The 19653-nt window shown below is 39.1% G+C and carries 17 protein-coding genes; 6 read left to right on the plus strand and 11 right to left on the minus strand.

The window, feature by feature from the left end:
* The first annotated feature begins 18 nt into the window (after positions 1–18).
* The 3 genes from ACWIB3_RS11020 to ACWIB3_RS11030 are packed head-to-tail and all read left to right on the plus strand — an operon-like array spanning position 19 to position 1517.
* Entirely contained in the window at positions 19–540 is a 522-nt protein-coding gene (locus ACWIB3_RS11020) for an SRPBCC family protein (RefSeq protein ID WP_185211961.1), read from the plus strand.
* Between the two features lie 5 nt (positions 541–545).
* Entirely contained in the window at positions 546–917 is a 372-nt protein-coding gene (locus ACWIB3_RS11025) for a nuclear transport factor 2 family protein (protein WP_454291613.1), read from the plus strand.
* A 60-nt stretch (positions 918–977) separates the two neighbouring features.
* A complete protein-coding gene (locus ACWIB3_RS11030) occupies positions 978–1517 on the plus strand; it encodes a hypothetical protein (protein ID WP_185217902.1) in 540 nt (179 codons plus the stop codon).
* On the opposite strand, the gene ACWIB3_RS11035 is transcribed toward ACWIB3_RS11030, so the two are convergent.
* The 6 genes from ACWIB3_RS11035 to ACWIB3_RS11060 all read right to left on the minus strand — a co-directional run bounded on the left by ACWIB3_RS11035 (position 1514) and on the right by ACWIB3_RS11060 (position 9027).
* The gene (locus ACWIB3_RS11035; RefSeq protein WP_454291614.1) at positions 1514–2644 is read right to left on the minus strand and encodes a serine hydrolase domain-containing protein; all 1131 of its coding nucleotides are present in this window, start codon (positions 2642–2644) and stop codon (positions 1514–1516) included. The two genes, ACWIB3_RS11030 and ACWIB3_RS11035, sit on opposite strands and share 4 nt — an antisense overlap.
* A gap of 132 nt (positions 2645–2776) precedes the next feature.
* Complete coding sequence (locus tag ACWIB3_RS11040) at positions 2777–3151, minus strand: YkvA family protein (protein WP_185211957.1); 375 nt, start codon at positions 3149–3151, stop codon at positions 2777–2779.
* A gap of 525 nt (positions 3152–3676) precedes the next feature.
* Complete coding sequence (locus ACWIB3_RS11045; protein WP_454291615.1) at positions 3677–5794, minus strand: catalase; 2118 nt, start codon at positions 5792–5794, stop codon at positions 3677–3679.
* Positions 5795–5818: 24 nt separating this feature from the next.
* Positions 5819–7024, minus strand: coding sequence for an NAD(P)/FAD-dependent oxidoreductase (locus ACWIB3_RS11050; RefSeq protein ID WP_454291616.1), 1206 nt, complete (start codon positions 7022–7024; stop codon positions 5819–5821).
* A gap of 148 nt (positions 7025–7172) precedes the next feature.
* Positions 7173–8447: a C4-dicarboxylate transporter DctA gene (dctA, locus tag ACWIB3_RS11055; RefSeq protein WP_254530053.1), complete on the minus strand. Its 1275-nt coding sequence runs from the start codon at positions 8445–8447 to the stop codon at positions 7173–7175.
* A 148-nt stretch (positions 8448–8595) separates the two neighbouring features.
* Positions 8596–9027 carry an SRPBCC family protein gene (locus tag ACWIB3_RS11060; protein ID WP_185211953.1) on the minus strand — a complete coding sequence of 144 codons (432 nt, stop codon included), beginning with the start codon at positions 9025–9027 and terminating at the stop codon, positions 8596–8598.
* Positions 9028–9313: 286 nt separating this feature from the next.
* On the opposite strand from ACWIB3_RS11060, the gene ACWIB3_RS11065 reads away from it, so the two are divergent.
* From ACWIB3_RS11065 to ACWIB3_RS11075, 3 genes are all read left to right on the plus strand, one after another.
* Complete coding sequence (locus ACWIB3_RS11065) at positions 9314–10438, plus strand: CofH family radical SAM protein (protein ID WP_454291617.1); 1125 nt, start codon at positions 9314–9316, stop codon at positions 10436–10438.
* Between the two features lie 8 nt (positions 10439–10446).
* Entirely contained in the window at positions 10447–11007 is a 561-nt protein-coding gene (scpB, locus tag ACWIB3_RS11070) for an SMC-Scp complex subunit ScpB (protein WP_185211951.1), read from the plus strand.
* 111 nt (positions 11008–11118) lie between these two features.
* On the plus strand, positions 11119–11292 hold the full coding sequence (locus tag ACWIB3_RS11075) for a hypothetical protein (protein WP_185218788.1): 174 nt from the start codon (positions 11119–11121) through the stop codon (positions 11290–11292).
* A 203-nt stretch (positions 11293–11495) separates the two neighbouring features.
* Here ACWIB3_RS11075 and ACWIB3_RS11080 read toward each other — a convergent pair whose 3' ends face one another.
* The 5 genes from ACWIB3_RS11080 to ACWIB3_RS11100 form a co-directional block, all read right to left on the minus strand.
* Positions 11496–13790, minus strand: coding sequence for a GH92 family glycosyl hydrolase (locus ACWIB3_RS11080; protein ID WP_185211949.1), 2295 nt, complete (start codon positions 13788–13790; stop codon positions 11496–11498).
* A gap of 71 nt (positions 13791–13861) precedes the next feature.
* Positions 13862–14836, minus strand: coding sequence for an NAD(P)H-quinone oxidoreductase (locus ACWIB3_RS11085; RefSeq protein WP_454291618.1), 975 nt, complete (start codon positions 14834–14836; stop codon positions 13862–13864).
* Positions 14837–17536, minus strand: a complete 2700-nt coding sequence (locus tag ACWIB3_RS11090; RefSeq protein WP_454291619.1) for an outer membrane beta-barrel protein — start codon at positions 17534–17536, stop codon at positions 14837–14839.
* 179 nt (positions 17537–17715) lie between these two features.
* On the minus strand, positions 17716–18243 hold the full coding sequence (locus tag ACWIB3_RS11095; protein ID WP_185211946.1) for a ferritin: 528 nt from the start codon (positions 18241–18243) through the stop codon (positions 17716–17718).
* A gap of 168 nt (positions 18244–18411) precedes the next feature.
* Positions 18412–18774, minus strand: a complete 363-nt coding sequence (locus tag ACWIB3_RS11100; protein WP_185211945.1) for a DUF6686 family protein — start codon at positions 18772–18774, stop codon at positions 18412–18414.
* Between the last annotated feature and the right edge of the window lie 879 nt (positions 18775–19653).

Here is a 19653-nt window from a genome sequence, read left to right on the forward strand (position 1 = left end):
CAAAACAATTAACCACAGATGAAATTTTTAAAGTATTTTTTATTGACTGTACTAGGTATAGTTGCATTAATTCTGATCATAGCGGCTTTTGTCCCTAAGGATTTCCATGCTGGTAGTGAAATCAGCATCAACAAACCGAAATCAGAGGTCTTTGAGTATGTGAAACTAATGAGGAATCAAGGAAATTACGACAATTGGTCCCGACAGGATCCAAATATTGAGCGTCATTACGAAGGCACCGATGGTACTCCAGGCTTTGTTTACACTTGGAAAAGCAAAAAAGTTGGTGATGGCAAACAAGTGCTGACCAAAGTGGATTCTGCTGCTGGAAGAATTGAAATGGACTTATTCTTTAACGGAACAGGAGACGCCAATAAATCTTTTATGCAAGTCGATGCGATCAATCCGGAAAGCTCAAAAGTTGTTTGGGAAATTGATGGCAAAATGCCATATCCTTTCAACCTCATGGGCTTGTTCTTTGATATGAACAAGGATTTTGATGCAGGATTACGCCATTTAAAGGAGATTCTAGAAAAATAGGTAAGATGAAGGCAATTGCGCCCCAGGACTGTGACAATGCACCCAAGCGAAGAATCATCAGGGACCTCAATATTGCCTTTGCAAAAGGTGATGTTAAGGCACTCTCGGAACAGTTCCATAAGGATATCGAATGGGAAATGATTGGGGATCAAACCATATCATGCTATGATGCTGTAGTCGAATATCTAGAAAAAATAAAAAGTTCCAAGGCTAATTCCTTGGAACTTAAACAGATCATCAGCCATGGAAAACATGCGGCAGCAAGCGGAATTCTTTGCTTTAATACCGAGAAAATAGCCTTTCATGACTTCTATGAGTTTTCATCCGCTAGCTCTGATAAGATCAAGAGAATCAGCAGTATGGCAATTTCCATTTAAATAGACTTCAGTTTTTATTCAAGAATATTATCTATTTTTATTGTACTAATTATTAACGGTATGAAAAGATATTTTTTCTTTGCCTTAATGTTGGGGGCCATGGCATGTAGCAATAATACCCAACAATCAAAACAAGATCCCTTAGATACGCTTGCCAATCTTGAATTCGATAAGAACCCCATCGGTAAAGAAGCTGGCTGTAAATGGCTAAAAGATAGTATTGAAAGCTATTTTGTAAAAGATAGTGGCTTCGATAAAATGAAATTGTTGACCACCGAGGATTATTACAACTTTAAGGTCGATGCCATGAATACCGGATTGGATATAGACAGCAGCATCACCAAATTTGAACTCAACCAAAAATGGGGCAATAAATTTGAAATAGATACAGCTAGTCTAGGACAAGGGTTTTTGATCTCTGGACAAGACTGGGGAGAAATCAAAGTTTCAAGCTGCGATCTCTTGGATGAAAACGCTTCAGAATTGAACTTAAAGCTGATTATTTCAGATTGCAAATTGCAAACGGACTATCACCGTGACATTAAACTTGTGCTAGACAACAATCAGATCAAGATTGCTAATGTAAAGGAGTATGATTAATGCTCGTTAGCATAGGTATCACTTAACCATTTGAATACTGGCTTTTTCTCCTGTTGCATCAGTTTAATATCCAAGATATTTAATAGCTCTTCTATAAAAGGATTGATTTTCTTGTCATCTCTATTGGTAAACAGACTGATATTGATGTCTCTCAAAGGAATGCTCATCACCAAATTATTGAAACCTGTGCTTTCTCCGGTATGGAAAAACACCTTATTCCCAAATTGATCGGTGGCTACAAACTTGCCCATACTATAGGAACAGTCCTTATTTATAGCGATGATGTTTTTATCAAAAAATTCGTTAAAGTTTGAACCCTCTTCCATAGATTTAATGAAAGCTTGGTTCCAAAGTTTATATTCACTCGCTGAGGTATATACCCCACCATCTCCTTTTGTAGCACTGGTAAGGCTTTGATCAGCAAAAACAAACTCATTATCCTTCAAATGATATCCATAGGCTCTATCCTTAATTTCGTCTTCAGGAATATAGACTAAGGAATTGTGCATATTCAATGGCTTAAAGAAATGATCCCAAACAAATTCGCTAAAGCCTTGTCCCGATACTTTCTCCACGATCAATGCCATAAGGCAATAGGCCGTGTTGCTATAACGAAACTTAGTTCCAGGACTGAAATATACTCGATCTAAAGGCTCAATTAATTTCAGCACATCCGAATCATGTAATTGTTCCTTCAGACCTTTAGGAATGATCTCTTCATAGTCAACAATTCCAGAACTATGGTTCAAGAGTTGAGGTACTGTCGCATTCCTGATTTCTCCTTTAAGGTTTGGGAAGAAATCGCTCAACTTTGCAGAATTAACATCTATTTTGTTCTCCTTTATCAATTGATAGATAGCAGCAGCCGTAACCTGTTTGCTGACCGATGCCATTCTGAAGTTTGTTTGGACATCAATCTTCCTTCCAGTTTTTAAATCAGCAATGCCCTGCCCTTTTGCATAAATGGATTTATTGTTATTATCATAAACTTCCAGTACGATTCCCGGATCATTATCCTTGGGATAATACTCCTTCATAAGGTCATCTATCTTTGACTTCACATCCTCTTGTGCGAAAGTAAACTGCAAATTGAATAATAAAATAATGGCAATGATGGTCTGCTTCATAATTTAGGTATTAATTTCAGCCAATATAATTATTATTAATTGCAAAGACCTGAAACAAAAATTATTTAACTAGATAAAAAAATAGGCGTTAATTTTCATTAACACCTATCCCTAACTTATACTTTACTTGACCTAATTTACTGTGCTAATTCCAGTTTTCTGGAACTTTCTATAGCGATCTACCTCATCTGCTAACTTTGAAATTGCAAAGCCAACGATGGAAGCGTCATCCAACCATCCCAACACAGGGATAATATCTGGAATAGCATCTATTGGGGAAATAACATAGACGATAGTCCCCACAATAATGGACATATTCCATTTGTTCATCTTGTATCGACCGGAAAAAGTATCCTTAATCATCGATATCAATAGTTTGAACTCATTGGTTTTGCCTTCTAAATGCTGAGCTTTTCCTTCAGCGATCTCTATATCTTCGTTTGTTAATTTTCTATTCTTAAAAGTATTAAACAGTAACAATGCCCTGTTAAAATAGTTTTTTTTCATTCTGTTTTTCATCAGTTTTTAATAAGACCTCACAAATGTAAAACGGTTTAATGAGCAATTCATTATTTTCTCTCTAATTTTTAAGGACGCTTAGCTACACAGTTAAAGTATTGAAAACAAATAATTAACATTTACACAATATCCAGGAAACAATAACGTTATCATTATACAAAAGAGGTTATTTTAAAATCATTGAGACATTAGTTTCAAGAAGAAAAAGTTAAGATAACTTTTTAAGTGAAAAGGTTGACAATCGAAAAATGTCAACCTTTTCTATTTTATGAAAGATTTTTTTAATATTTTTTTCCTAAAAAAAAGCTTGTTTATTGCCCAATTGAGGGCATTATTAAAAAAATATTAAAAAAAAGTTAATAGATGCACAATATTGCAGATACTAGGGCGTTTATAATTATACAAAAAAGGTTATTTTATTTTCAATTATGACGTGAGTTATAAAAAGAAAAAAAGAAGATAACTTTTTAAAGAAAGAGGCCGACTGTAAAAAGTTGGCCTCTTTTAATTTTTCTAGGAAGGAACTTTCCTGCTGTTCTCCCTTTCCCAGATTCTATGCTTTTTCAATGCCTGGATAAAATCATTGATCCAATTGGCTCCCGCAGATTCACAATTTACTGCTGCATCTTTATCAATAAAAGATTTCCCAATGAGTTTCTCCGCTTCTTTTGCAAAGGCTAAAGCCTTACAATGTCTATAGCCCTCATTTACAAATTGAAGATAATCTGGGTTTTGACCAAGTTTATCAATATTATCCCCAGCTGGAGTATAGAAACCATCAAAACAAACCGAAGAATCCGTCAGGTAAGAATGCTGCACTTCTTCCCTATCGCCTTCCAAATACCTAAGATTTCCAACATGCGAGGAAACCAATACCGCCATTGCTCCTTCTTTCATCAATGCTTTGCGCATTTTATCCACCGACTTCTTACTAACACCATCATCTACCAAAAAAGCAATCTTTCTACTTGCTATGGTTCCTTCATCGTCCTTGACTTTCATGCTCAGGAATGCAGACTTTTCTACTTCTGGTTTATTAGGCTGGATCGGATAGTTTGGATGGTTTTGCTTCGCAAACTTTACCGTCAATGGATCTAAGGATTTTGAAGGCTTCAATCCAAGGTTTTTACCAATTGCATTTGCAAGGGCGGGCTCAACTTGATAAAGTATAGCCAATTCCCTTTTACGGATATCTTCTTTATTGACTTTTGACAATTCAAAACTGAAGGCATTTATCAGGTGAGTCTGTTCTTCTGTACTCAAGGAATGAAAGAACAACCTGGCTTGTGTAAAATGATCTGCGAAGGAATTGGACCTTGCCCTTACTTTCTTTCCATCTACTTGCTGCTTACCGGTCTGATAGCCCACCTCTCCTTTCATCATCGCTTGAAATGGACAACCATTTCCTTGACTATTTGGAAAATAACTCGAATTGCCTTTTAGGATATCCATCCTCGCAAACCCATCTTTTTGGTTATTGTGCTTTCCATTGATGGGCCTATTGATTGGCAGTTCATGGAAATTTGGACCTCCAAGCCTATAGTTCTGCGTATCCATATAGGAAAAGATTCTTCCTTGTAATAGTGGGTCATCTGAGAAATCAATCCCTGGCACCACTCTTCCTGGGTCAAATGCAGCTTGTTCTGTTTCTGCAAAGAAGTTTTCAGGATTACGGTTCAGGGTCATGGTTCCAATGATCTTTACTGGCACCAATTCTTCAGGTATTATTTTCGTTGGATCTAGGATGTCGAATGAAAATTTCATTTCATCTTCCTCTGGAATCAATTGAACACCTAGATCCCATTGTGGGAACTGTCCATTTTCAATGGCTTCCCAAAGGTCCCTGCGGTGAAAGTCAGCATCAAAACCTGAAATCTTCTGGGCTTCATTCCACGCTACAGAATGCACTCCTAGTTTAGGTTTCCAATGAAATTTCACGAAAGTAGCTTTACCGGCAGAATTGATAAATTTAAAGGTATGTACGCCAAATCCCTCGATCATCCGAAGGCTTCTTGGAATTGCTCGATCAGACATCACCCATAAAGACATATGTGCGGACTCGGGCATCAAAGAGATAAAATCCCAAAAGGTATCATGTGCAGAAGCCGCTTGAGGAATCTCATTGTTGGGTTCAGGCTTTACGGCGTGGATGACATCTGGAAAGTTCATAGCATCTTGGATAAAGAAAACAGGAATACTGTTCCCAACCAAATCATAGTTCCCTTCTTGGGTATAGAACTTTACGGAAAAACCTCTCACATCCCTTGCTAGATCTGTTGAACCCTTAAATCCAGCAACCGTCGAAAACCTCACGAACAAAGGAGTCACCGTTCCTTTTTTGAGAAAGTCTGCCGAAGTATATTCGCTCATATCCGCGGTCGCTTCAAAATATCCATGAGCACCTGAACCACGGGCATGAACCACCCTTTCCGGTATCCGTTCCCTATCAAAGTGCATGAGCTTATCAAAAAAGATATGATCTTGCTGTAAAGACGGTCCTCTATCTCCAACCTTTAGCGTATTGTTATTGTCATAAACAGGCACGCCGTCATTAGTGGTCATTACCTTGTTCATATTGTCAACAAGATGGCTGTCAATATGAGGTGCATCAGTATTCTTTCTTTTTTTCATGGTATTATAATTTTAATTAGACATTTATCTTCCAAAAGCGAAGTATGATGACAGTTTATGTTTTTTTCCTTTTAACCAATCCGAGACCATTTCCATCCCTGTTACCGAGAAGGTAATCCCATTCCCTCCAAAGCCTAAGACAAAATATGACCGTTTAAAATCCGGATGAGTGCCGATATATGGCAGACCATCTTTGGTCTCACCGAATGTCCCTGCCCAGGTAAAATCAGTTACAAAAGACTTATCCTCAAAGACCTTATTAAAGTCCTTTTCCAATTTCAATGATTTTTCACCCAATAGCTCATCCCGCTTCTGAGGGTTTCTGAACTCCTCATCCTCACCGCCTATTAAAAATCGGCCATCATCTGTGGTCCGCATATATAAGTAGGGATCTGAGGTATTCCAGATCAGATAATCATTGTATTTTTCGTAAAGCTTTTGATTTACCTCCGAAACGATGGCATAGGTACTCAGGAGATCGACAAACTTCTCCTTGATCAGATTGGCACTTTCATAGCCAATGCAATAGATGATATGTTTGGCTTTTATCTTAGCCTTGGTATCCAAGTGAACAAGGTTGAATCCCTTTTTCTCTTCCACTCTCACAAGCTCGTTCTTATCAAAAATCTTTAATCCTCTTTTTTGATTGTACTCCAATAAATCATGCGCCAGACGGAAGGCATCGACACTTCCGCCATGCTTGGAAAGAATCCCTCCATGTGAATCTTTGATTTCCAACTTTTTCTCTACCTCATCCTTTTCCAACCAGCTCACATCAAATCCAGCTTCCTTTCTGGCTTCAAATTCCTTTTTCAACCAAGAAATATCTTTCTTTCTACAGGCATAGTACAGGGATAATTTCTTTTTGAAACCTGCTTCAGATTTTATCTTCGAGGCGATTTTCCCTAATTTATCAATGGATTCACAACAGGCCTTATAACTTTCTACTGCACCTTCCTTTCCAACCATATCTATCAATTGATACAAGGGGGTATCAATCTCATATTGCAACATGGATGTAGTAGCCGAGGAGCTCCCGTTCACGACTTCTCTTTTATCGATCACGACCGTTTCATAACCCAGCTCCACGCATTGGTGTGCAATCAGACTACCCGTAATTCCAGCCCCAACGACCAGAACATCGCATGCTAAATCATTTCTCAAGGAAGGATAAGATGAAATAATTCCATTCTTGACCAACCAAAAAGGTTCATTAGACTTTAAATCCATATAAAAATCTTAAACTATGTTACAATATCAACTTGGAATATTACTCTAACCAATAAAAGGAGGCTAATGTTTTACTTTTTTAGTTTTCGTGTTGTGATTTATCAAATTCTTTAAATAAAAAATCGCCCTTATGAGGCGATTCCAGATCTTATTTAATCTCTGCATGCGCAGAACCCAGCTTTTCATGAAGGAGGTCCTCATCCAAGCCCTTTTCATATTTGGCGACCACTATGGTAGCAGTAGCATTTCCAATAATATTTGTCAATGCCCTAGCCTCACTCATAAAACGATCAATCCCTAAGATCAAACCTACTGCCTCAACAGGGATATGCCCTACAACGGGCAAAGTTGCCGCAAGGGTTACAAAACCACTCCCGGTTACACCAGCAGCGCCCTTAGAAGTTAATAAGAGAACCAAGAGCAAGGTAATTTCCTGTTCTAGATTGAGGTGCATATTAAGGGCCTGTGAAATAAACACAGCTGCCATGGTCAGATAGATACAGGTACCATCCAGGTTGAATGAATAACCAGTAGGAATAACTAAACCAACGATCGGTTTGGAACAGCCTGCATCTTCCAATTTTTGCATCAGGCCAGGTAATGCCGATTCAGATGAAGAAGTACCCAAAACAATCAATAACTCTTCTTTAATGTACTTTAGTAACTTGAAGATATTGACATTCACATAAAAATAGAGCACGGCACCAATCACACCTACAATAAAAACGATACAGGTGCCATAAAAACTGAGCATCAATAACCCTAAGGAGGATAATGCTTCGATCCCATACTTTCCAATGGTAAAGCCCATCGCCCCCATTGCACCAATCGGTGCCAAATACATGATCATCTTAATGACTGCAAACAAACCTTTTAAGAAGGATTGCAGGACATCGATCACTGGGGCTGAAGCCTTTTCACCAATTTTCGTAAGCCCAATTCCAAACAAAACAGCAAACAATAGCACTTGAAGAAGATTATCTGATGCGACGGCTGCAATAACATTATTGGGAATAATGCTCAGGATAAAATCCATCACGCTATTATGTTCCTTGGACTCTTGTATATAATGAGAAACGGCTGAAGGATCTAAAGTCTTGGGATCAACGTTCATCCCCGTACCTGGCTGGATCAGGTTCACAAATACCAATCCGATGATCAGGGCAATGGTGGTCATGATCTCAAAATAGATCAAGGAACTCAAACCAATCTTTCCGACTTTCTTGATATCCTGCATTCCGGCGATACCGATTACGATGGAACTAAAGATCAACGGGGCGATGATCATCTTGATCAACTTAATGAATCCGTCACCGAGAGGCTTTAGTTTAACAGCAAAATCAGGATAGAACACTCCGCATAAAATACCGATAAGGATGCCTAATATGACTTGTACATATAAACTGGAGAAAATTTTCTTCATATAAATCTTTAGATCCGTGAACGAATAGAATAGGTTTCAAAACTAAATGTAAAAAAAAAATGAATTCCCATTGCTATTCTTCGCAGCAAGAATTCATTAATTAAGAAGTAGAAAAATGATATTCAAAGGGTTATGACAAAACCCTGTGTCACAATTTTTCGATAAATTTTGTTAGTGAATCACCCAAGATCCTTTCCCAACCCGACTCAAAACGTTCTTGGGAAAATTGTTCTCCGGCATCTCTGAAATGTTCCAAACCTTCATGGGTCAAATGCAAAGTGGTTGCTCCCCTCCTTGGAATAAACCTCCAAGTAATAACTGAATTCCCTTTTTTTTGCTTTGGATGGCGCCAAGTAAACTTAAATAGTTCCTCCGGTTTTACCTCCAAAACTTGGCATTGGTGAAAATCCTTTTCCTGCCTTTCAACCTTTGAAAACTCAAATTGGGCACCAACCTCCGTACTGAAATTAGGAATATCAAAGAACCAGTCCTTTAACTTTTGCTTATCGGTCATAGCCTGCCATAATGCAGCTGTAGAAATTGGGTATGTACGTTCAATATGGATAATGTCGTGGCTCATCAATGACCTCCTTTGTAGTGTACTTAAATATATGAATTTTCAACGCTACTTTATTATAAAACGGTAAACTGTAAGTAAAATAAATGTAAGCTTATTATTAAAACAACTAACTGATTTATAAGTTTTTGTATTCCAAAATTTATTCTAAAAATTAATTTGATTACCTGAACAAGCACTTATCTTCAAGCAACAAATTGATTAGGTGTTATTTAGGTTAATTTTAATCCATTTCAATTCTATTTTACATCTTCCGATTTCATAAAAAGCTCCGTATCTTTGTTATTACATGAATGTAAACAAACTGTTAGAACGTGCCTTGAACTTTGACTTCTTGACAAAAGAAGAAGGCATTTTCTTATATAAAGAGGCGGCAACTGCAGACCTTGCTTTTGTAGCCAACGAACTGCGTAAGATTCAAGTTCCCCATGGTAAGGTAACTTGGCAGATTGACAGGAACGTGAATACGACCAACGTATGTATCGCTAACTGCAAATTCTGTAATTTCTTCAGACGCCCGGGCCATGAAGAAAGTTACATTACGGACATTGATACCTATAAGCAGAAAATCGAAGAAACGTTCCGCTATGGTGGTGATCAATTACTGTTGCAAGGTGGACATCACCCTGATCTAGGATTGAGTTTCTACACCAACCTATTCAAACAATTAAAAGAACTTTACCCAGCCCTGAAGCTGCACTCCTTAGGCCCTCCCGAAATTGCCCACGTTGCAAAATTGGAAGGCATGAGCCATCTTGAAGTCCTGACGGCCATGAAAGAGGCCGGTCTTGACTCCTTGCCAGGTGCTGGTGCAGAAATATTGAATGACCGCGTACGCAGATTAATCTCTAAAGGTAAATGTGGCGGACAGGAATGGTTGGATGTCATGCGTTCTGCCCATAAAATCAACTTGCCAACTTCAGCAACTATGATGTTCGGTCATATTGAGACCATCGAAGAACGCTTTGAGCATTTGGTATGGATCCGTGAGGTACAAAGCGAAAAACCTGCCGATGCCTATGGATTCATCGCATTTATCCCTTGGCCATTCCAGGATGACGGAACCTTATTGAAACGCCTTCGTGGCATCACCAATGATGTAACGGCAGATGAATACATCAGGATGATCGCCCTAAGCAGAATTATGCTCCCTAACGTCAAGAATATCCAAGCTTCTTGGTTAACCGTCGGAAAGCAGACTGCACAAATCTGTCTTCATTCTGGTGCTAACGATTTTGGATCCATCATGATTGAAGAGAATGTAGTTTCCGCTGCTGGTGCTCCCCACAGGTTCACTTCAAAATCCATTCAGGATGCAATCATTGAAGCTGGATTTGAACCTCAACTAAGGACGCAGACCTATAAGTTCAGGGATTTACCAGAACAGATGGAAGAACAGGTTATTAATTATTAAGCATCGTTTTGAAAGATATAATATTAAATATTGAAGCTATCATCTTTGCATCTTCCGAAGGAATAAGCCAGAAAGACCTGCGTGAAATTTTACAGGAAGCCTTGGCCATTGAGATCAGTAAAGTGGAATTAGCAGAGTTTATTGGAAAACTTAAGGCTAAGTATGAATCCGAAGATTATCCCTTGGCATTGGTTTCCATTAATGATCAATTGCAGTTCTTGACAAAACCGGCCTACCACGATGCTATCAATCAGCTTCAAATCCATAAAGAAAGAAAAAAACTGAGCCAATCAGCACTAGAAACCTTGGCAATCATCGCCTATAGGCAGCCGATTACCAAATTGGAAGTAGAACAGATCCGCGGTGTGAACTGTGATTATTCCATTCAAAGGCTTTTGGATAAAGGCTTGATACAGATTGCAGGAAAGGCGAACAGCATTGGAAAGCCCCTGCTATATGCGACCAGCGGCGAGTTCATGAACCACTTTGGGCTATCCAGCACCAAGGATCTCCCTCAGCTTAAAGATATTGTAGCTGAAGAGAACAGTATCGGTGAAATCGTCGATTAAATCATTATAAGGTAGGATAAAATTTGTTTTAATTATTTTTAAAAAAAATTTATCAATTGAATTTTCTTCTATAATTTTACATAACAAAAGAAAAATATCATAATAAACAACATGGCTACAATGCAAGCAATTGAAACAGATGTAAAGGTTGATGAAAGAGTGCTCAACTTCAACGGTCCTGATGACGATGATGATGACTTTGATGACGATGATGAATTCGGATTAGACGATATCGATTCGATCGGCGGCTACGATGATTTTGACGACGATGATGAAGATTTTTAATCTTCACTAGCCAAAAAGCAATTAATTTACCAGAATACATCTAGTAAAGGAACATGTGCGCGCCCTAAGGTATGGGGTAAGATAAAACGAATTTTTATGGGCTTGAATTGATTTCAAGCCTTTTTTAATCTCTCCAACCTATTAACCTAAAAAAAGCTCCAAGACTAATCTTGGAGCTTTTTTTTCACTAGGTATTGATCAGTCTATTGATCGTCCTTACTGATGGAGTAAGGAAGGTCAGCTTTATTGATCCCTCTTTTCTTATTAGGCTCTGCACCCATGTCAAACTGCAGATTAGCACCTTTCAACAATTCACTATGATTGATATAGTTCTTTGTATAGTTCTTGCCATTCCATTTCATGTTCTGGATATAACGGTTCTGGTCAGAGTTGTTCTTAGACTCGATATTCACGGTCTTGCCATTGCTTAAATGCAAAGTGACCTTATCAAATACTGGCGATCCTAGCACGTATTCATCGGTAGCAGGAGTTACTGGATAGAAGCCTATGGCTGAAAACACATACCAAGCTGAAGTTTGGCCGTTATCCTCGTCACCACAGTATCCATCAGGATTTGGCGAATACATTCTGTTCATCGTTTCCCTGATCCAATACTGAGCCTTCCAAGGAGCTCCCACATGATTGTATAAGTAGATCATATGTTGGATAGGCTGATTACCATGCGCATATTGACCCATATTGGCAATCTGCATTTCACGGATCTCATGGATTGGGAAGCCATAATAGCTATCATCAAAAATTGGAGGTAAGGTAAATACAGAATCCAATTTGATTTCCATTGCTTTATGTCCACCTAACAATTTCGAAAACCCTTCAACGTCCTGGAATACGGACCAGCTGTAATGCCAACTGTTACCTTCTGTAAAAGCATCTCCCCATTTGAATGGATTGAATGGTGTAGACCATGATCCATCCTTATTCTTACCGCGCATCAAGCCTGTTGATGGGTCAAATAACTTCTGATAGTTATAAGCTCTCTTTTTGTAGAAATCTTTATCGGAATCTTTGTTCAATGATTTTGCTAATTGATAGATAGCAAAATCATCATAAGAGTATTCTAGAGAACGGGCAGCATTTTCGTTAATTTTCACATCATACGGCACATAACCCAATTCATTATAGTATTCGGCCCCTGCTCTACCTACGGCTGTTATTGGCCCTGCATTGTTGGCACCTTTTAATACCGCCTCATACAAGGTCTCAATATCTTTAGATCTAACCCCTTTGATGTACGCATCAGCTACTACAGAAGCAGAATTGTTACCGACCATGATATTTCTATATCCAGGACTCGCCCATTCAGGCAACCAACCACCTTCACGGTAGGCGTTTGCCAAGCCTTCCTGCATCTTTTCATTGATCTCTGGGTACATCAAGTTCAGGAATGGAAATAAGGCCCTGAACGTATCCCAAAATCCGGTATCAGTAAACATATAGCCTGGTAGCACTTTCCCATTATATGGAGAATAGTGAACCACCTCGCCCTGTGCATTGATCTCATAGAACATCCTTGGGAACAATAACGATCGGTACAGGGAAGAATAGAACGTACGCATCTGGTCAATGTTTCCACCTTCTATTTCAATCTTTCCTAATTCCTTATTCCAGATATCCTCTCCTTTTTTAACCTGTTCGTCAAATGTTACACCATCTAACTCCTTCAAGTTCTGAACCGCCTGTTCAGGACTAATAAAAGAAGAGGCAGCTTTCATCAACACTTGTTCACCTGCATTCGCATTCTGGAACCCTACAATAGCGCCCACGTGGTCTGCTTTTACCATATACCGGCCATCAGTCAAAACTGAATCAGCGAAAGTTGAAACATTCGCAAATGGCTTATCAAAGGTCATCACGAAATAATTCTTGAAGTTCTCAGGAACTCCACCGCTGTTCTTCGTACTATAACCAACGATTTTGTTCTCCTTAGGAATAACTTCTACGTAAGAACCCTTATCAAAAGCATCGATCAATACAAAAGCTGAATCTGTTTTTGGAAAAGTAAACCTAAAATATGAAGCACGTTCTGTCGGAGTTAGCTCCACCTTCGTATCATAGTCAGCAAGGTATACTGAATAGTAATGTGGTCTTGCAACCTCGGCCTTATGCGAAAAGTAACTCGCACGTTTGTCCTGATCGAAAGTCTTATTATCGACCATCGCCATAATGGAAAATTGACCATAATCGTTCATCCAAGGTGATGGCTGATGGGTCTGTTTTATTCCACGCAATTTCTCTGCGGTATAGGTGTACATCCATCCATCGCCCATCTTTCCGGTTTGGGGACTCCAAAAGTTCATCCCCCATGGCAGGGCTATCGCTGGATAAGTATTACCGCTGGATAAAAAATAAGTAGATTGTGTACCCACCAAGGTGCTCACCAAATCGATCGGTTTCTCAACCTTCCCAACTTTTTGAGCAAATCCTGATAAGACAGTCGTACCTATCAATAAAGCTGTAGTAATAAATTTTAAGTTCATTTTGTGAAAAATAGGTTTTATCAATTTCTAAATATAGGAAAATAATTGACAAAGCCAATCGCTAAAAGTATTTAGCTATCCATTCTAAGCACTATTTTCCCATACTGTTCTGGACTCTCAAAATAGCGATGTGCCTCAATTACCTCCTCAAAGGGAAAGATTTTAGTTAGCAGTGGTCTGATCTCCCCTTTTTCTAAAAGAGGTAAAATATTTGTTTCAATTTCTTTTGTCAACTCTCCTTTGAAAGAAAGGTCTCGCCCTCTCAATGTCGAACCCGTCACCGTGATCCGTTTTTGCATCAGCTTCAGAAGATTCAATTCCACTTTTCCGCCTTCCATGGCATTGATCTGTACCAACCTTCCATCTTCATGCAGCAAAGCGATATGCTTGTTGAAATATACCCCACCTATACTGTCCAATATTACATCCAGACCTTCCGGCTTGAGGACATCAACAAAATCTTCAGTCTTATAATTAATGGCTTTATCAGCACCAAGGTCCAAAGCTACCTTTCTTTTTTCTTCTGACCCTACGGTACAATAGACTATGGCACCAAATTGCTTACAAATCTGAATTGCCGTGGTCCCAATGCCTCCTGTTCCTCCATGGATCAGTACCCGCTCACCCCTCTTTAATCGCCCCCTTTGAAAGACATTATGCCAAACAGTATAAACCGTCTCCGGAATACAAGCTGCCTCCTCAAAACTCAAGTTTTTGGGCTTTGGCAAACATGCTCTTTCTGATACGCAAGCTTGGGTCGCATAACCTACACCTGGCAACAGAGCCATCACTTCATCCCCAACCTTAAATCTGTGCACCTCTGGTCCAATGGAGCTAACGATACCGGAAACTTCCAAACCTGGAATTTCTTGGATGACATGCGCTGGAGCTGGATAATGCCCCTTTCTTTGAAAGACATCTGGACGGTTGATTCCAGCAGCCTTGACCTCAATCACTAGCTCATCCCCAGTCGGTGTTAAATATTCCCTTTCTTCAATTTGAAAAACCTCAGGCCCTCCAAATGTTGTCATTACTGCTGCTCTCATTTATTTATTCGGATAAGTTTGCAAACGTAGGTTAAAGGTCAACATAAAGTATCGCCCCAACCTATTGTTCCTAGATTCAAATACATCGTTACCAACATATGAAGTCATTACCCCCACATTCTTGTTCTGGTCCATGATATCATTACATTGTAACCTAATTAATGCTGCTTTGTTTTTCAAAAAGCTATATTCTAGGTAGGTATTGATAATAGTTGGATTTACATCACTCAATTCGCTCACATAACCATTATAAAACTTTTGCGACATCTCAGCACCTAAAACAAAATTCTCCGAAAGATAACCTCTACCTGCCAAACTCAACAAAAAGGAATGGGCAGCAATCTTATTTTTATAGGGAAGCTCGTAAACAGCACGGTTCAGGAAATAATTGGTATTGAAAACCGATTCAAAATATTCATTCGGCAAGTACCTAAACTGCACATTTTGGTTAAATAACACCTGTTGCGTCGTACTCTTCCTATCGTTGATATAGGACAGGTTATTATAATAATCTACATTTCCTGAAAGTCCTAAGTTCAGCTCATCCGAAAAAATAGGCGAATTAAACTCATAATACCACTTGATATCGTAATAGCCATCGGTATTCTCGAAAGTAGTTTCCTGAATGGTTTCATTGGATAATGATTTCTTTGCTGTTACGATCTTATTCGCAATAAAGGTATAGGCAAAATCGGTCTGGAAATACTGCCCACGGGTCGGTACGAACTTCCTTAATGTGGTAGAAAACTGATTGGAAAATTCAGCTTTCAATGAAGGGTTACCGATAATAATGTTCCTTGAATTCGAGTTGTCCCTTACTGGCGAGATATGTAAAAAAGTCGGTTGTACGTTTCTTCCCAAATAGGCCAATTTGATTTCCAGGTCATTGCTGAATTTATAACGGATGGTGGTAGAGGGTACCAGGTTCACGTTATTATATTTATAGATCGTGGTATCACCTCGCACCCTTCCGGATAGATTGACAGGTTGTACCGAAAAACCCATATTGACCCTGAATTTCTTGTTAGGTTCATATTGATAGTTCAATCCTGTTTTAAAGCTCCTAAACTGATAGGCATAGTCCATGGCCAAGGAATCAACAAATTCCCCACCTAGGTAATACGGATCCCGCACGGTACGAACAGCTTCAATATTATTGATGTCCATTTCATGGAATATCTCCAATAAACTATGTTCATAGAAAGGCTCCACATATGATAACGAACTCTTTACTCCTGCAACATCATTTCTTGCATCCACCAGTTGCCGCTGTCGATAACTCGTCATCGTAGGAATGGTTCCAGTAGAATCAAAACTTTCATAGTATTCCGATACCACATCATCCTTGGTCAATGATTGATAATTTAATTTCAGATCACCAACGAGCTTTCTTCCCGGCTTGTGAAAGTATTTGGAATAGAGAACTGAAATATCAGCCGAAGGCTTACTATTGATGGTCGTATCCTGTCTCTCACCAATATCATGCAATCTTCGGTTGGTCAAATCCGTCGTTCTATGGTTATAGAAATACTCCCGATTATAGGCAACTTTTGGATTGATCTTTAATACATCGTTATTTTTGAACTTGGCATTCATCTCCAAATTCAAGGTATGCAAGTTATCATAGGAACGGCTTTGGTACTTCTCGAAACGGTGGATCTTATAGCCTGCATATGAAGAGGTCAACAAAGAATTTCCTTCCGTTAGGTTAAACTTACTTTGATAGGAATATCCTCCATTCAAGGTAATATTATCGCCTAGGTTATCGGTAAAAGAAATCCCTAGCGACCCTAATTTGTTCAAACCATCATTAGGGTCTGAAAAGTCTCCCACCTCAGAAAGGTCCGTATTCCTACCTCCAGCTCCATCTGGCGAACCAAAAAGGAATAGACTGGTATTCGTATTGTTCAAGGAACCAATAATGGACATTTCCTGACCATCATTGAATTTATTGATACCTAAACTACCGATAAATCGGTCCCGTGTACCCGCACCAATCGTTCCCTGCCCAAAGGTAATCCGCTTCTTATCTTCCTCTAGGATAATATTGATGATCTTTTCCGGATCTGATGTCTTAATACCTTTTGCCATAGAGAGATCGCCATAGTCATTGATGACTTCAACCTGTTTTACAAACTCCGAAGGGAGGTTTCGCGTAGCAGTCAGCAGGTCACCACCAAAGAATTTCTTGCCATCCACTCGTACTCCCCGAATCAATTGACCATTATAATATGTTGTACCATCACGCAGGACCTGAAAACCTGGCAATTGCTTGATGGCCTCTTCAAGAAGTGAATGTTCAGGAAAAGAAAATGCGGACATATTGAATTGGATCGTATCCCCGCGATCCACGACAGGGATGACTTTTACTACCCTAACCTCGGGAATTAATGTGGACTGTGGGTATAGTACAACTCGCGGTACGAAAATCTTATTGATGAATACGGTAGTAGGAATACTCTTGTTTACGATCTGGTATCCCAACATACTATAGGAAATATTGAGGTTTTTCCCTTTGACATTCCTGAATTGGTAGAAGCCATTTGCATCCGTGGTCGTGCTCATGGTATCGATATTGCTAATCAACCTTACCGATGCATCTTTCATCCCAAGCCCCGTACTGTCAACTACCACACCTTCTACATTTTTCAAGGCTTCTTGAGCATGGAGCTCATGAAATCCTAAAAATGTTAGAAGCAAAATAAGTATACCTAAACAGTAATTTCTCACAAAGCTATAGACTAAATTGGCAATCTAAAAATTCACTAAATAACTATAAACTGAAATTTACTATTAAAACGTATAAACTGAAAATAATTGTATAAAAAAAAGGGGCTAAAATGTGATTTTAGCCCCTTTTTTTTACTTTTTAAAGAATTTTATTCTCCATCGAAAGTTACTTTCACTAAATGACGGTCAATTTCCCAACGTCCAGTACCTTCTTCGCCGATTACGTCGAATAATTCTAGGATGCGTCTGGCAATGTATTCTTCCTCTACTTGCTCTTCTAGGAACCATTGAATGAAGTTGAATGTTACAAAATCTTTTGCTTTGAAACATTTGTCAGCGATCTTGTTAAATTGTTCCGTTACGAACATCTCTTGCTCCAATGTTTGCTCGAATACACCTCTGAAAGATTCAAAATCAACTGGTACATTCGTGATTTCAGGTGAAATAGAACGTCCACCGCGGTCGCTGATGTATTTGAAGATCTTTAGCATGTGAGTACGCTCTTCATCTGATTGTTTAGCAAAGAAATCTGCTGCATTGTCCAAGCCTTGATCATCACACCATGCTGACATTGCCAAATACAATGCTGATGAGTGTGCTTCTACTTTAACTTGTTCATTCAATATGTTTTCAATCTCCTCTGAGATAGATGTTTTTAATTTCAATAAATCTTTCATAATATATTTTCCTTTTTATGTAATAACAAGAAACCTTATGTCGATTTCCTTAACACAAAGATAAAGCTAAACGAAAGAAATTGTAGGAAAAATATGTAATACAAATTCAGTCTAAATTAGCCATAATATTAGCTAAGCTATTTAGAATCAGTATAATTATAAAGAATATTAAATGGCAATCAAGGCTTTGGCCTGTAGGCAGGCTTTGATTTCGCTATTCAGCTCGATCATAAATTTCGCACCAGAAAGTACAGCCTTTAATTTAATGATGTCTTGCACAGATAAAACAAAGATACTATCGGTCCTGAAGGGCATAATGATCTCAAAATCAAATGCTCTAGCCGAATTGCTCAGCATCATTTCCAGATCAATGGCATCTACCCTCTTCTTAAAAGCAAAAAAGTCCCTAACCCTAAAAGCAGTTGTAGACCCTTGAAAATCTAACCAATAACAGTTCCTACGGCTACATTGGTATACAGCCCCATCCTCAGTTTGGAAAATCTCTTCAAAATTTGCTAATGGACAAATCATGTGCTCTCTTTTAATTTGGAACAAATCTAAATATTGTTAAGAATTATTCCAAATTAAAATAGACATATTGTTTAGTTTAGACTAACAGATATAAGACATAAGACAACAGAATTTTCAAAGTTGGAAAACTATCTTGTTCTTATATCCAGAACCTGAGCTCTGCCAAAGGGCATCCTGGCTCAAAACCAGATCTTGGTCCATCCTCCTATCCCATTCCCTGAGCTACGCGAAGGGCATCCTGGTTCAAGATCCCGATCTTGGTCCATCCTCTTATCTCATTCCCTGAGCTACGCGAAGGGCATCCTGGTTCAAGATCCCGATCTTGGTCCATCCTCCAATCCCATTCCCTGAGCTACGCGAAGGGCATCCTGGTTCAACATAGCGTACAGTTCCTGCACCTTCGGTGCAGAATGACAGCCTCCTTTAAAAAAAGAGTCTACAGATTCTTCACTGATCGTTCAGAATAGCAGTGTGCTAACAAAACTTCCTGCGGAACCTTAAATCTTTGCCCATCCACCCATCCCATTCCCTGAGCTATGCGAAGGGCATCCTGGTTCAAGACCCCGATCTTGGCCCATCCTCCCATCCCGAACCCTGAGCTATGCGAAGGGCATCCTGGTTCAACATAGCGTACAGTTCCTGCACCTTCGGTGCAGAATGACAGCCTCCTTAAAAAAAAAGTCTACAGATTCTTCACTGATCGTTCAGAATAGCAGTGTGCTAACAAAACTTCCTGCGGAACCTTAAATCTTGGTCCATCCTCCCATCCCATTCCCTAAGCTACGCGAAGGGCATCCTGGTTCAAGACCCCGATCTTGGCCCATCCTCCCATCCCTACCCTGAGCTATGCGAAGGGCATCCTGGTTCAACATAGCGTAC

The organism is Sphingobacterium sp. NPDC055431 (genome assembly GCF_053644255.1).

Bases quoted from the DNA above. Each gene is read 5' to 3' on its own strand.
- ACWIB3_RS11020 (WP_185211961.1), top strand. From the start codon at position 19: ATGAAATTTTTAAAGTATTTTTTATTGACTGTACTAGGTATAGTTGCA.
- ACWIB3_RS11025 (WP_454291613.1), top strand. From the start codon at position 546: ATGAAGGCAATTGCGCCCCAGGACTGTGACAATGCACCCAAGCGAAGA.
- ACWIB3_RS11030 (WP_185217902.1), top strand. From the start codon at position 978: ATGAAAAGATATTTTTTCTTTGCCTTAATGTTGGGGGCCATGGCATGT.
- ACWIB3_RS11035 (WP_454291614.1), bottom strand. From the start codon at position 2,644: ATGAAGCAGACCATCATTGCCATTATTTTATTATTCAATTTGCAGTTT.
- ACWIB3_RS11040 (WP_185211957.1), bottom strand. From the start codon at position 3,151: ATGAAAAAAAACTATTTTAACAGGGCATTGTTACTGTTTAATACTTTT.
- ACWIB3_RS11045 (WP_454291615.1), bottom strand. From the start codon at position 5,794: ATGAAAAAAAGAAAGAATACTGATGCACCTCATATTGACAGCCATCTT.
- ACWIB3_RS11050 (WP_454291616.1), bottom strand. From the start codon at position 7,024: ATGGATTTAAAGTCTAATGAACCTTTTTGGTTGGTCAAGAATGGAATT.
- dctA (WP_254530053.1), bottom strand. From the start codon at position 8,447: ATGAAGAAAATTTTCTCCAGTTTATATGTACAAGTCATATTAGGCATC.
- ACWIB3_RS11060 (WP_185211953.1), bottom strand. From the start codon at position 9,027: ATGAGCCACGACATTATCCATATTGAACGTACATACCCAATTTCTACA.
- ACWIB3_RS11065 (WP_454291617.1), top strand. From the start codon at position 9,314: ATGAATGTAAACAAACTGTTAGAACGTGCCTTGAACTTTGACTTCTTG.
- ACWIB3_RS11075 (WP_185218788.1), top strand. From the start codon at position 11,119: ATGGCTACAATGCAAGCAATTGAAACAGATGTAAAGGTTGATGAAAGA.
- ACWIB3_RS11080 (WP_185211949.1), bottom strand. From the start codon at position 13,790: ATGAACTTAAAATTTATTACTACAGCTTTATTGATAGGTACGACTGTC.
- ACWIB3_RS11085 (WP_454291618.1), bottom strand. From the start codon at position 14,836: ATGAGAGCAGCAGTAATGACAACATTTGGAGGGCCTGAGGTTTTTCAA.
- ACWIB3_RS11095 (WP_185211946.1), bottom strand. From the start codon at position 18,243: ATGAAAGATTTATTGAAATTAAAAACATCTATCTCAGAGGAGATTGAA.
- ACWIB3_RS11100 (WP_185211945.1), bottom strand. From the start codon at position 18,774: ATGATTTGTCCATTAGCAAATTTTGAAGAGATTTTCCAAACTGAGGAT.